The sequence below is a fragment of the Streptomyces sp. WY228 genome (assembly GCF_019287315.1).
GTDB classification, from domain to species: domain Bacteria; phylum Actinomycetota; class Actinomycetes; order Streptomycetales; family Streptomycetaceae; genus Streptomyces; species Streptomyces caviscabies.
Window position 1 is genome coordinate 5,938,414 of the sequence record NZ_CP079114.1, and the last position, 13,374, is coordinate 5,951,787.

The 13,374-nt window shown below is 69.6% G+C and carries 14 protein-coding genes; all 14 read left to right on the forward strand.

The features are described 5' to 3' along the window. Positions 1-322: 322 nt before the first annotated feature. Entirely contained in the window at positions 323-1,426 is a 1,104-nt protein-coding gene (locus KV381_RS26095; RefSeq protein WP_218786541.1) for an LCP family protein, read from the forward strand. Between the two features lie 191 nt (positions 1,427-1,617). Continuing rightward, positions 1,618-1,842 carry a 50S ribosomal protein L31 gene (gene rpmE, locus KV381_RS26100; protein WP_015611364.1) on the forward strand — a complete coding sequence of 75 codons (225 nt, stop codon included), beginning with the start codon at positions 1,618-1,620 and terminating at the stop codon, positions 1,840-1,842. Positions 1,843-1,998: 156 nt separating this feature from the next. Then, positions 1,999-3,075, forward strand: a complete 1,077-nt coding sequence (prfA, locus tag KV381_RS26105; protein ID WP_030079332.1) for a peptide chain release factor 1 — start codon at positions 1,999-2,001, stop codon at positions 3,073-3,075. Between the two features lie 46 nt (positions 3,076-3,121). Then, positions 3,122-3,967, forward strand: a complete 846-nt coding sequence (gene prmC / locus KV381_RS26110) for a peptide chain release factor N(5)-glutamine methyltransferase (RefSeq protein WP_003966261.1) — start codon at positions 3,122-3,124, stop codon at positions 3,965-3,967. A 52-nt stretch (positions 3,968-4,019) separates the two neighbouring features. Then, positions 4,020-4,667, forward strand: a complete 648-nt coding sequence (locus KV381_RS26115; RefSeq protein WP_006127582.1) for an L-threonylcarbamoyladenylate synthase — start codon at positions 4,020-4,022, stop codon at positions 4,665-4,667. Continuing rightward, the gene (locus KV381_RS26120) at positions 4,664-5,305 is read left to right on the forward strand and encodes a low molecular weight phosphatase family protein (RefSeq protein ID WP_030079329.1); all 642 of its coding nucleotides are present in this window, start codon (positions 4,664-4,666) and stop codon (positions 5,303-5,305) included. The genes KV381_RS26115 and KV381_RS26120 overlap by 4 nt, the downstream gene beginning before the upstream one ends. Before the next feature lie 150 nt (positions 5,306-5,455). Beyond that, positions 5,456-6,736, forward strand: coding sequence for a serine hydroxymethyltransferase (gene glyA, locus KV381_RS26125; RefSeq protein ID WP_218786543.1), 1,281 nt, complete (start codon positions 5,456-5,458; stop codon positions 6,734-6,736). 84 nt (positions 6,737-6,820) lie between these two features. Further along, positions 6,821-8,215: an MraY family glycosyltransferase gene (locus KV381_RS26130; RefSeq protein ID WP_030079325.1), complete on the forward strand. Its 1,395-nt coding sequence runs from the start codon at positions 6,821-6,823 to the stop codon at positions 8,213-8,215. Between the two features lie 267 nt (positions 8,216-8,482). Further along, on the forward strand, positions 8,483-8,923 hold the full coding sequence (locus KV381_RS26135) for a hypothetical protein (protein ID WP_218786545.1): 441 nt from the start codon (positions 8,483-8,485) through the stop codon (positions 8,921-8,923). Positions 8,924-9,123: 200 nt separating this feature from the next. After that, complete coding sequence (gene atpB / locus KV381_RS26140) at positions 9,124-9,951, forward strand: F0F1 ATP synthase subunit A (RefSeq protein ID WP_098024910.1); 828 nt, start codon at positions 9,124-9,126, stop codon at positions 9,949-9,951. Between the two features lie 98 nt (positions 9,952-10,049). Further along, positions 10,050-10,286 (forward strand): ATP synthase F0 subunit C, encoded by a 237-nt coding sequence (gene atpE / locus KV381_RS26145; protein WP_003966254.1) that lies wholly within the window; start codon positions 10,050-10,052, stop codon positions 10,284-10,286. Positions 10,287-10,323: 37 nt separating this feature from the next. Beyond that, positions 10,324-10,860, forward strand: a complete 537-nt coding sequence (locus tag KV381_RS26150) for a F0F1 ATP synthase subunit B (protein WP_098024909.1) — start codon at positions 10,324-10,326, stop codon at positions 10,858-10,860. Further along, positions 10,857-11,672 (forward strand): F0F1 ATP synthase subunit delta, encoded by an 816-nt coding sequence (locus KV381_RS26155; RefSeq protein ID WP_030079315.1) that lies wholly within the window; start codon positions 10,857-10,859, stop codon positions 11,670-11,672. Before KV381_RS26150 ends, KV381_RS26155 begins: the two co-directional genes overlap by 4 nt. Before the next feature lie 128 nt (positions 11,673-11,800). Next, positions 11,801-13,372, forward strand: a complete 1,572-nt coding sequence (gene atpA / locus KV381_RS26160) for a F0F1 ATP synthase subunit alpha (RefSeq protein WP_030079313.1) — start codon at positions 11,801-11,803, stop codon at positions 13,370-13,372. Positions 13,373-13,374: the final 2 nt, after the last annotated feature.

A 13,374-nucleotide genomic window follows, 5' to 3' on the forward strand; every position in this document is an offset into this window, starting at 1 on the left:
CTTCCGGCAGTTGAACACGGCGGCCCCCTTCACTCCGGTGAGGGGGGCCGCCGTGCGTCGGTCGCCCCGTCCCGAGACCTTTGCCACACGGAGCGTCGCCCCGCAGTGCTCCGGCCGACGCCGGCCGGGGCCGGAAAACCCCAGGTGAGCGCCGGAGCGCCGGCTGACTGCCGACTGCGTACCGCGCCTGCCGGCCGGACGGGGGCCACAGACGCGTATGCAACCCTTCTTGGTGCTTCGGCCGTCCCTACAGGAGAGGCCGACCGCGCGTGGACCACCACGGCAGGGGGCAGACGGGCAACTGGAGTCACGAGGGAGACGCGTGAGCGAGCAGAGCAGGAGTACGGGCCGCATACGCGGTACCGGCAGCCGGCGGAGGAAGCCCTCGGGGCGGCACCGTGCCAAGGTCGTCGCGGCCTGGACGGTGGCGGGCGTCGTGGTCGTCGGCGGGGCCGGACTCGGATACGCGTACATGGCGCTCGACGGCAATCTCTCCAGCGTCGACATCGACGCCAAGCTCGGCGCCGACCGTCCCGACGACGTGGACGACGGCTCGCAGGACATCCTGGTGCTGGGTTCCGACTCGCGCTCCGGCGACAACGGGAAGTACGGCGCCGACGAGGGCGCGGCCCGCTCCGACACGGCGATGGTCATGCACGTCGACAAGGGCCACAAGAGCGCGAGCGTCGTGTCGATACCGCGCGACACCCTGATAGAGCGCCCCGCCTGCGCGAGCGACACGACGGACGAGACGGTTCCCGCCGAGCACCGGGCGATGTTCAACACCGCGTACGAGGTCGGCGGGCCGGCCTGCGCCGTGAAGACCGTCGAGGCGATGTCCGGCATCCGCATGGACCACTACCTGGAAGTCGACTTCACCGGCTTCGAGAAGCTCATCGACGAGCTGGGCGGCGTGGAGATCACCACGAAGACCGCCATCAACGACTCCAAGAGCCACCTCGACCTGGAGCCGGGCACCCACACCCTGGACGGCGAGGAGTCCCTCGGGCTCGTCCGTACCCGCAAGAGCGTCGGCGACGGCAGCGACCTGGGACGTATCCAGCTCCAACAGGCGTTCATCAAGGCGCTGATGGAGCAGACGAAGAGCGTCGGGGTGTTCTCCAGCCCCAAGAAGCTCTACGGCCTCGCGGACGCCGCCACCAAGGCCGTCACCACCGACTCCGGGCTCGGCTCGGTCACGAAGCTCACCGGGTTCGCCAACGGCCTCAAGGGGCTGGGCGCGGACAACGTGCACATGGTGACCCTGCCGGTGGAGTACGACCCGGCCGACCCGAACCGGGTCCTGCCGCAGGAGGAGGCCGGCCGCCAGGTCTGGGCCGCGCTCAAGCACGACCGGCCGATCCCCGCCTCCGCCACCGAGAAGTCGGCCGGCGACAAGGGAGAGGCCGCGAAGGTCGTCGAGTAGGAGGAGCCGGGTGAGCCGGAGGAGCGGGATCCGCCGGTCACTCTCTGTGCGCGGAGCGTAGGGGAATACCTGGCTCCCGTCCCCGGTTTTGGGAGATACGGCCGGTCCTGGCAGACTGGTACGTCGGCCCCGGTTCACGGCCGCGCAATCCGCGCGGACGACCCGGAGCCCTCCCGAAACTAGGAGACACCTTGAAGCGCGACATCCACCCCGAGTACGTCGAGACGCAGGTCAGCTGCACCTGCGGTGCGTCGTTCACCACCCGGAGCACCATCGACTCCGGCGCCATCCGCGCCGACGTCTGCTCCGAGTGCCACCCGTTCTACACGGGCAAGCAGAAGATCCTCGACACCGGCGGCCGCGTGGCCCGCTTCGAGGCCCGCTTCGGCAAGGCTGCCGGCTCCGCCAGCAAGTAGCGAGCCACTGCGCCGGTTCCTGGCGCCCTCTTCCCGGGGGCGTCGGAACCGGCGTTTTTTCCGGTCGGGTGCCCGGGGGAGCCCCCGCCGGACACCCCACCGGGCAGTACGCCCTCCAGCAGGCCCGCAGAATTCAGACCAACCAGGAGCCCCCGAATGTTCGAGGCGGTCGAGGAACTGATCGGTGAACACACCGATCTCGAGAAGAAGCTCGCCGATCCGTCGGTCCACGCCGACCAGGCCAACGCGCGCAAGCTGAACAAGCGTTACGCGGAGCTGACCCCGATCGTCTCCACGTACCGGAGCTGGAAGCGGACCGGCGAGGACATCGAGACCGCCCGCGAGTTCGCCGCGGACGACCCCGACTTCGCCGCCGAGGTCAAGGACCTGGAGAAGCAGCGCGAGGAGATCACCGAGAAGCTCCGCCTGCTCCTCGTCCCGCGCGACCCCAGCGACGACAAGGACGTGCTCCTGGAGATCAAGGCGGGCGCGGGCGGCGACGAGTCCGCCCTGTTCGCCGGTGACCTGCTGCGCATGTATCTGCGCTACGCCGAGCGCGTCGGCTGGAAGACCGAGATCATCGACTCCACCGAGTCCGAGCTCGGCGGCTACAAGGACGTCCAGGTCGCCGTGAAGACCAAGGGCGGCAACGGCGCCACCGAGCCCGGCCAGGGCGTCTGGGCCCGGATGAAGTACGAGGGCGGCGTGCACCGGGTGCAGCGCGTGCCCTCCACCGAGTCCCAGGGCCGTATCCACACCTCCGCCGCGGGCGTGCTCGTCACCCCCGAGGCCGAGGAGGTCGACGTCGAGATCCACGCCAACGATCTCCGTATCGACGTCTACCGCTCCTCGGGACCCGGCGGCCAGTCCGTCAACACGACCGACTCCGCCGTCCGCATCACCCACCTGCCGACCGGTGTCGTCGCCTCCTGCCAGAACGAGAAGAGCCAGCTCCAGAACAAGGAGCAGGCCATGCGCATCCTGCGCTCCCGGCTGCTGGCCGCCGCCCAGGAAGCCGCCGAGCAGGAGGCCTCCGACGTCCGCCGCAGCCAGGTGCGTACCGTCGACCGATCCGAGAAGATCCGGACCTACAACTTCCCGGAAAACCGCATCTCGGACCACCGCGTCGGCTTCAAGGCGTACAACTTGGACCAGGTCCTCGACGGAGAGCTCGACGCCGTCATCCAGGCATGCGTCGACGCCGACTCCGCCGCCAAGCTCGCCAACGCGTAAGCGTCCCGCCCGCCCCGCACACCCGTAACCCGTACGGAGAACCGCGATGAACCTGCTGCTCGCCGAGGTGGCCCAGGCCACCCAGCGGCTGGCCGACGCCGGTGTCCCCTCACCGCGATTCGACGCCGAGGAGCTCGCGGCCTTCGTCCACGGGGTGAAGCGGGGCGCGCTGCACACGGTGCCCGACACCGACTTCGACGCCCGGTACTGGGAGACGATCGCCCGCCGCGAGGCCCGCGAACCCCTCCAGCACATCACCGGCCGCGCCTTCTTCCGCTACCTGGAGCTCCAGGTCGGACCCGGTGTCTTCGTGCCCCGGCCGGAGACCGAGTCGGTCGTCGGCTGGGCGATAGACGCCGTGCGCGCGATGGACGTCGTCGAGCCCGTCGTCGTCGACCTGTGCACCGGATCGGGCGCCATCGCGCTCGCCATGGCGCAGGAGGTCCCGCGCTCGCGCGTCCATGCCGTGGAGCTGTCCGAGGACGCCCTCAGGTGGACGCGGAAGAACGCCGAGGGGTCCAGGGTCACCGTGCACCGGGGAGACGCCCTGAGCGCCCTTCCGGAGCTCGACGGCCAGGTCGACCTGGTGATCTCCAACCCGCCGTACATCCCGCTCACCGAGTGGGAGTACGTCGCCCCCGAGGCCCGCGACCACGACCCGGAGATGGCCCTGTTCTCCGGCGAGGACGGCCTCGACACCATCCGCGGCATCGAACGCACCGCCCACCGTCTGCTGCGCCCCGGCGGCCTCGTCGTCATCGAGCACGCCGACACCCAGGGCGGTCAGGTGCCGTGGATCTTCACCGAGGAGCGGGGCTGGGCGGATGCCGCCGACCACCCCGACCTGAACAAGCGACCCCGGTTCGCCACCGCCCGCAAGGCCATGCCGTGACCCGGATCCGGCACCACCACCCGTACCCGCACCTGTCCGAGGAGGCCGGCTGATGGCTCGGCGATACGACTGCAACGACGCCACCGACCGGACCACGGGTCTGCGCGAGGCCGCATCGGCCGTCCGCCGGGGCGAACTGGTCGTGCTGCCCACCGACACCGTGTACGGGATCGGTGCGGACGCCTTCACCTCGGAGGCCGTCGCGGACCTGCTCGACGCCAAGGGCCGGGGCCGCAACATGCCCACTCCCGTCCTGATCGGCTCGCCGAACACCCTGCACGGCCTGGTCACCGACTTCTCCGAGGAGGCCTGGGAGCTCGTCGACGCCTTCTGGCCCGGCGCCCTCACCCTCGTCGCCCGGCACCAGCCCTCCCTCCAGTGGGACCTCGGCGACACCCGGGGCACCGTCGCGATCCGGATGCCGCTGCACCCGGTAGCCATCGAGCTGCTCACCGAGGTCGGCCCGATGGCCGTCTCCAGCGCCAACCTCACCGGACACCCGGCGCCGGAGGACTGCGACGCCGCCCAGGGCATGCTCGGCGACTCCGTCTCCGTCTACCTCGACGGCGGCCCGACGCCCGGCATCGTGCCGTCCTCGATCGTCGACGTCACCGGCGCCACCCCGGTCCTGCTGCGCGCCGGCGCCCTCTCCGCGGAGGAGCTGCGCAAGGTGGTCCCCGACCTCGAGGTGGCCAATTGACCGCCCCCGAGGGGCGTGGCATAGCGGGGCGGACCGACACCTTCCGCATCCTCCACGTCAGCACCGGCAACGTCTGCCGCTCACCCATCACCGAGCGGCTGACCCGCCATGCCCTGGTGGACCGCCTCGGCGATCCGCTCAGCGGCGGCCTGATCGTGGAGAGCGCGGGCACCTGGGGCCATGAGGGCGCGCCCATGGAGGCCAACGCCGAGGTCGTCCTCGCCGACTTCGGCGCGGACGCCAGCGGCTTCGTCGGCCGCGAACTGCTCGACGAGCACGTCATCCGCGCCGACCTGGTCCTCACCGCCACCCGCGACCACCGCGCCCAGGTCATCTCCATGGGCCACTCCGCGGGCCTGCGCACCTTCACGCTCAAGGAGTTCACCCGGCTGGTCCGGGCCATAGACCCGGCCACCCTGCCCGACCCGCGCGACGAGGGCGTCGTCGAACGCGCCCGCGCCCTGGTGCGCGCCGCCGCCGCGCTGCGCGGCTGGCTGCTGGCCCCGACCGCCGAGGCGGACGAGGTCTACGACCCCTACGGCGCCCCCATCACCTTCTTCCGCTCCATCGGCGACGAGATCAACCAGGCCCTCGACCCGGTCGTCACCGCGCTCACCGGCGTACGCGCCCCGAACTGAGCGGTACACCCGCGCCGCACCGGGCGGCCGGTGCGCCGACCGGCGTACGGGACGCCGCGACAGCGGGCACGGCGCCCGGCCCCGGCCTACATTGGAGCTGACACCGGCACCCCTCGCCGGCGCACCCACCTCCAGGCCCGGAGCCGTCCCATGCCGGTCACCTCTCCCGCCGCACCCGCAGCCGTGTCGCCCGCGCCCGACGCCCTGCCCCAGGACTTCGGCGCCCTGCTCCGCCAGGATCCGGAGATCGCCGGGGTCCTGGACGCGGAGAGGGACCGTCAGGCGAGCACGCTCCAACTGATCGCCGGCGAGAACTTCCAGTCGCCCGCGGTCCTCGCCGCCCTCGGCTCCCCGCTCGCCAACAAGTACGCCGAGGGTTACCCGGGCGCCCGCCACCACGGCGGCTGCGAACACGCGGACGCCGCCGAACGCATCGCGGTCCGCCGGGCCACCGCCCTCTTCGGCGCCGAACACGCCAACGTCCAGCCGCACTCCGGCTCCTCCGCCGTCCTCGCCGCGTACGCCGCGCTGCTGCGCCCCGGCGACACGGTCCTCGCGATGGGACTGCCGTACGGCGGACACCTCACCCACGGGGCTCCGGGCAACTTCTCCGGCCGCTGGTTCGACTTCGTCGGCTACGGCGTGGACCCGGACACCGGGCTCATCGACCACACCCGGCTCCGCGCCCTGGCCCGCGCCCGCCGCCCCAAGGCCATCGTCTGCGGCTCGATCTCCTACCCCCGCCACCCCGACTACGAGATGTTCCGCGAGATCGCCGACGAGGTCGGCGCGTATCTGATCGCGGACGCCGCCCATCCGATGGGGCTGATCGCCGGGGGAGCGGCCCCGAGCCCGGTCCCGTACGCCGACGTGGTCTGCGCCACCACGCACAAGGTGCTGCGCGGGCCGCGCGGCGGCATGATCCTGTGCGGCGCGGAGCTGGCCGGGCGGATCGACCGAGCGGTGTTCCCGTTCACCCAGGGCGGGGCGCAGATGCACACGGTGGCGGCGAAGGCGGTCGCGTTCGGGGAGGCGGAGACCCCGGCGTACACGCTCTACGCCCACCAGGTCGTCGCCCACGCCCGGGTGCTCGCCGCCGGCCTGGAGGCGGAGGGCTTCGAGGTCACCACGGGCGGCACCGACACCCACATCGTGGTCGCGGACCCGGCCCCGCTCGGCGTCGACGGCCGCACCGCGCGCGAGCGGCTGGCGGCGGCCGGCATGGTCCTGGACACCTGCGCCCTGCCGTACGGGGACGCCCGGGGCATCCGCCTGGGCACGGCCGCCGTCACCACCCAGGGGATGGACGAGGGGGACATGGCGAGGATCGCGGCGCTGTTCGGGGCTGCCGTACGGGGGCCGGGCGATGTGCGCCCGATCGCGGCGGAAGTCCGTGAACTGGCCCTGCGCAATCCGCCGTACCCGGGGTAGGCGAACCCTGTGGAACCATCACCCGTACCGTGGAGTCCTTGTTTCAGAGACTAGTCTGTGGGGCTCAGATGGCCGGCGAATTCTGTGGGGCAGCCCGTGCGTGATTACCTGCTGACGCTCTGTGTCACGGCAGCGGTGACTTATCTGCTGACCGGACCGGTGCGTAAGTTCGCCATCGCGGTCGGGGCGATGCCCGCGATCCGCGCGCGCGACGTCCACCGGGAACCGACTCCCCGGCTCGGTGGCATCGCCATGTTCGGCGGACTGTGTGCGGGACTGATCGTCGCCGACCACCTGTTCAACCTGAACGGCGTCTTCGAACTCTCCAACGAGCCAAGGGCGTTGCTCTCCGGCGCCGCGCTGATCTGGCTGATCGGCGTCCTGGACGACAAGTTCGAGATCGACGCGCTGATCAAGCTCGGCGGCCAGATGATCGCCGCCGCCGTCATGGTCATCCAGGGCCTCACGATCCTGTGGCTGCCGATCCCCGGCGTCGGCACGGTCGCCCTCACCCAGTGGCAGGGCACGCTGCTCACGGTGGCGCTGGTCGTCATCACGATCAACGCGGTCAACTTCGTCGACGGCCTGGACGGGCTCGCGGCGGGCATGGTGTGCATCGCGTCGGCGGCGTTCTTCCTGTACGCCTACCGCCTCTGGTACGGGTACGGGATCGAGGCGGCGGCCCCCGCGACGCTGTTCGCGGCGATCCTGATGGGCATGTGCCTCGGCTTCCTGCCGCACAACATGCATCCGGCGCGGATCTTCATGGGCGACTCGGGATCGATGCTGATCGGCCTGGTGCTGTCGGCGGGCGCGATCTCGATCACGGGCCAGGTCGACCCGGACCTCATGAAGCTCTTCGAGGGCAGCGAGCGCGAGGCCACCCACGCCCTGCTGCCGGTCTTCATCCCGTTGGTGCTGCCGCTGACGATCATCGCGATCCCGGCCGCCGACCTGGTCCTCGCGATCGTCCGGCGCACCTGGAACGGCCAGTCGCCGTTCGCCGCCGACCGCGGTCATCTGCACCACCGGCTGCTGGAGATCGGCCACTCGCACAGCCGGGCCGTGCTGATCATGTACTTCTGGTCGGCGCTCATCGCCTTCGGCGCCGTCGGCTACTCGGTGCACTCGGCGTCCTCGTGGATCGTGTTCGTCATCATCGCGTCGAGCGCGGTGGGCCTGGCCCTGCTGCTGATGCCCCGCTTCACCCCGCGCGCCCCGCACTGGGCCAACCGCTTCGTCCCGCCGCGCTACCGGCACCGGGCGGCCGAGCAGGCCCCCGCCCCGTCGCCCTCCCACGGCGAGAAGCCGGCACCGGTGACCTCCGGGGCCCAACAGGGCGCGGCGGACGCTCAGATGGGCGAGGAGGCGGCCGAACGGGCCCCTGTGGCGGTCGGGGTGTCCGGCGTCAACGGCGCTACCGCGATCGGCGCTCGTTCGCGCTTCCCGGATCGCCGTTCCATCGACTCGTCGCGCTGACGATTCGGAACCTGTGGTGCATTACCAGACATTGCGCCGCCTCGTCGTGCACACACGCGCGAGGTAACCCTCATGTGTGACAGTTGGCACACTTTCCAGGTAAAGACCTCATCAAATAGTTTGTGATACCGTTCACGAGACCCGGTGACGGAGCCGAAGGACCCTAGTGAGACGGTCCATTGGCCCGAAAATCCGCCTCGCGGACCGGGCCTACGCTCGTCCATGACGACGCCCCATTCCTCCTCTCAGACCAGTGGAGCTGCCGCCATGCAGTCCGACATGCGCGAACTACTGCGCATCGCCACCCCCACCGCCGCGGTGGGAGCCATCGCCACGCTCGTCGGCGGGCTCGTCGCCGGCGGCGAGGGGGCGATCGGTGCCGCGGTCGGCTGCGTGGTCATGATCGTCTTCATGGCGCTCGGACTGCTGGCGCTCAACTGGGTCGGCAAGACCATGCCCCACCTGTTCCAGGGCATGGGGCTGATGATCTACTCGGCCCAGCTCGTGCTCCTGCTCATCTTCATCCTGAGCATCCGGAACACCTCTCTCTTCGATCTTCAGGTCTTCGCCCTCTCGCTGGTCGCGGCCGTGATCACGTGGATCACCACGCAGGCCGTGCTGCATTCCCGGAGCAAGACCCTCTACGTCGACCCCGACGCGGACACCCGGAACCGTCCGGGCGGACCTGGGGGAGATCGTGACGAGTAGGGCCGGAATAAAGCCGTGTTCGACGTGCTGCTATCGTCCGGTCTCGGTTGCGGTAGTGCGAGCGCGGGCAACAGGGCGGTCGCTTGATTCATCGCGAGGCTTCGGGCCCGGCCGCCGCCTCCTCACCGTAAGAACCAGTCCGGTGCCGACCTGCGGCCACCCGCCGCTCCGACACAACGAGGTAGCCGCATCCATGCGCCATGCAGAAGGAGCTCTTGGTGACTGACGCCCAGACGCTCGCCTTCGAGACGAACTGCCACCTGTTCAAGGACTGTGGGTTCCATGCCCCCAGCGTGTGGTCGTTCCTCTTCGAGCCGCTCTTCACCATTGGGCCTGTCGAGTTCAACAAGCCCATGCTGCTCGCGATCATCGGCACGTTCGCGATCCTGGCCTTCTTCTGGGCCGGTTTCTCGAAGCCCAAGGTCGTTCCGGGCAAGCTGCAGATGGTTGCCGAGGCGCTGTACGACTTCGTCCACCGGGGCATCTCCAAAGAGGTCATCGGCAAGAAGGGCGAGCCCTTCGTTCCGCTGCTGGTCTCGCTGTTCTTCTTCGTCTGGATCCTGAACCTCTGGGCCATCATTCCGCTCGCCCAGTTCCCGGTCAGCTCCGTCATCGCCTATCCCGTCGGCCTGGCCCTGGTGGTCTGGGTGACGTACATGACGGTGACGTTCCGGACGAACGGATTCGTCGGAGGCATCCGCAACCTCTGCGTCCCGAGTGGTCTGCCCAAGCCGATCTACGTGCTGCTGACGCCGCTGGAGTTCATCTCCAACGTCTTCGTCCGGCCGTTCACGCTGGCGGTGCGACTCTTCGCGAACATGTTCGCGGGCCACATCCTGATCCTGATCTTCACCATCGCCACCTGGTACATGCTCGGCACCGTCCTGGGCACGGTCTACGCGGGCGCGTCGTTCATCATGACGCTGGTCCTGACCGTGTTCGAGATGTTCATCCAGGCCCTTCAGGCCTACGTGTTCACGGTGCTGACCGCCACGTACCTTTCCCAGGCGCTCGAAGAAGCCCACTGAGGACCCCGCCAAGCCCTCCGGCTTGAGCCCTCACCCACCCCAGACGCCCGGTGCGAAGACCATTTCCACCGGTCCCATCAAGAGAAGGAACCACGGACATGTCTGCTGCTTTCGAGACCCTCGCGGCCGTGAACGGCAACGTCGGCACCATCGGCTACGGCCTCGCCGCGATCGGCCCCGGTATCGGCATCGGCATCATCTTCGGTAACGGTGTGCAGGCCATCGCCCGCCAGCCCGAGGCTGCCGGCCTCATCCGCCAGAACATGCTGCTCGGCTTCGCCGTCGTCGAGGCCCTCGCCCTGATCGGCTTCGTCGTTCCGTTCATCGTCAAGTGACGTTGTGGCTGTAGCTCCATTCGACGAAAGGTCCACCATGATGTACCTGGCAGCCGAGGAACCGCAGAGCCCTCTGCTCCCGGTCTGGCCTGAAGTCGTCATCGGCTTGATCTGCTTCGGCATCGTCTTCTTCGTCTTCTCGAAGAAGCTGCTTCCGGTGATCAACAAGACCCTGGAAGAGCGCCGCGAGGCGATCGAGGGTGGCATCGAGAAGGCCGAAGCGGCTCAGACCGAGGCTCAGAGCGTTCTTGAGCAGTACAAGGCTCAGCTCGCCGAGGCCCGTCACGAGGCCGCGCGTCTGCGCCAGGAGGCGCAGGAGCAGGGTGCCGTCATCATCCAGGAGATGAAGGCGGAAGGTCAGCGGCAGCGCGAAGAGATCATCGCCGCCGGCCACGCCCAGATCGAGGCCGACCGCAAGGCCGCTGCCTCGGCGCTGCGTCAGGACGTGGGCAAGCTCGCCACCGACCTGGCCGGCAAGCTCGTCGGTGAGTCCCTCCAGGACCACGCCCGGCAGAGCGGCACCGTCGACCGTTTCCTCGACGAGCTCGAGGCGAAGGCCGAGGCCGCCCGATGAACGGCGCGAGCCGCGAAGCACTGGCTGCCGCACGCGAGCGTCTCGACGCGCTGACCGACAACACGTCGGTCGACGCGGCGAAGCTCGCCGAGGAGCTGGCATCGGTCACCGCGCTGCTCGACCGCGAAGTTTCCCTGCGCCGGGTTCTCACCGACCCGGCCCAGAGCGGCGAGAGCAAGGCCGAGCTGGCCGCGCGGCTGCTCGGCGGACAGGTCGGCGGCGAGACCGTCGACCTGGTCTCCGGACTGGTGCGGTCCCGCTGGTCGCAGTCGCGTGACCTGGTGGACTCGGTCGAGGAGCTGGCGAACACCGCAGACCTCACCGCGGCCCAGCGCGGCGGGAACCTCGACGACGTCGAGGACGAGCTGTTCCGGTTCGGCCGGATCGTCGGCTCCGACACGGAGCTGCGTTCCGCGCTCACCAGCCGTACGGCCACGGCGTCCGCCAAGGGCGAGCTGCTCCGCAGCCTGCTCGGCGGCAAGGCGCAGCCGGTCACCGAGCGGATCATCGTCCGCCTCGTGACCCAGCCCCGTGGACGTAGCCTGGAAGCAGGGCTGGACTCGCTGTCCAAGCTCGCCGCGGAGCGCCGGGACCGCATGGTCGCCGTCGTCACCTCGGCGGTGCCGCTCAGCGACCGGCAGAAGCAGCGCCTCGGCGACGCCCTGGCGAAGCTCTACGGCCGGCAGATGCACCTGAACCTGGACGTGGACCCCGCGGTCCTCGGCGGGATCTCGGTGCGCGTCGGCGACGAGATCATCAACGGCACCGTCGCGGAGCGTCTCGAAGAGGCGACCCGCCGCATGGCCGGCTGACACAGAGCAAGAAGAAGCAAGACCAGCGGCCCGGTTGGGCCGTGCAGAAATTGCAGAAGATTCCTGGGGGTCGGCCCCCAGACCCCCTTAAGAAACTTCGGGCCCAACAAGGAGAGCAGGGAACCCAGATGGCGGAGCTCACGATCCGGCCGGAGGAGATCCGGGACGCACTGGATAACTTTGTCCAGTCGTACCAGCCGGACGCGGCCTCGCGCGAGGAGGTCGGTACGGTCAGCGTTGCCGGCGACGGCATCGCGAAGGTGGAGGGTCTGCCCTCCGCCATGGCGAACGAGCTGCTGAAGTTCGAGGACGGCACCCTCGGTCTCGCCCTCAACCTCGAGGAGCGCGAGATCGGTGCGATCGTCCTCGGCGAGTTCAGCGGAATCGAGGAGGGCCAGCCGGTGCAGCGCACCGGTGAGGTGCTCTCCGTCGGCGTCGGCGAGGGCTACCTCGGCCGCGTCGTCGACCCGCTCGGCAACCCGATCGACGGTCTCGGCGAGATCGCGACCGACAGCCGCCGCGCCCTCGAGCTGCAGGCCCCTGGCGTCATGGTCCGTAAGTCGGTGCACGAGCCGATGCAGACCGGCTACAAGGCCGTCGACGCCATGGTGCCGATCGGCCGCGGCCAGCGTCAGCTGATCATCGGCGACCGTCAGACGGGTAAGACCGCTCTGGCCGTCGACACGATCATCAACCAGCGCGACAACTGGCGCTCGGGCGACGTGAACAAGCAGGTGCGCTGCATCTACGTCGCCGTCGGTCAGAAGGGTTCCACCATCGCCTCCGTGCGTGGTGCGCTCGAAGAGGCCGGTGCGCTGGAGTACACGACCATCGTCGCCGCCCCGGCGTCCGACCCGGCCGGCTTCAAGTACCTGGCGCCGTACACCGGTTCGGCCATCGGCCAGCACTGGATGTACCAGGGCAAGCACGTCCTGATCATCTTCGACGACCTCTCGAAGCAGGCCGACGCCTACCGCGCCGTGTCCCTGCTGCTGCGCCGCCCGCCGGGCCGCGAGGCCTACCCGGGTGACGTCTTCTACCTGCACTCGCGTCTGCTGGAGCGCTGCGCCAAGCTCTCCGACGAGATGGGCGCCGGTTCGATGACGGGCCTCCCGATCGTCGAGACCAAGGCGAACGACGTGTCGGCGTTCATTCCGACCAACGTCATCTCCATCACCGACGGCCAGTGCTTCCTGGAGTCCGACCTGTTCAACGCGGGTCAGCGTCCGGCGCTCAACGTCGGTATCTCGGTCTCCCGAGTCGGTGGCTCCGCCCAGCACAAGGCCATGAAGCAGGTCTCCGGCCGGCTTCGCGTGGACCTCGCCCAGTACCGCGAGCTGGAGGCGTTCGCCGCCTTCGGTTCCGACCTGGACGCGGCCTCGAAGGCCTCGCTGGAGCGCGGTAAGCGCATGGTCGAGCTGCTGAAGCAGCCGCAGTACGCCCCGTTCCCGATGGAGGAGCAGGTCGTCTCGGTCTGGGCCGGCACCACGGGCAAGATGGACGACGTCCCGGTCGAGGACATCCGTCGCTTCGAGAGCGAGCTGCTGGAGTACCTGCGCCGTGAGCGCAAGGACCTCCTGACCAGCATCGCCGAGGGCGGCAAGATGTCCGACGACACGCTGCAGTCGATCGCCGACGCGATCGCCGCCTTCAAGCAGCAGTTCGAGACCTCGGACGGCAAGCTCCTGGGCGAGGGCTGATC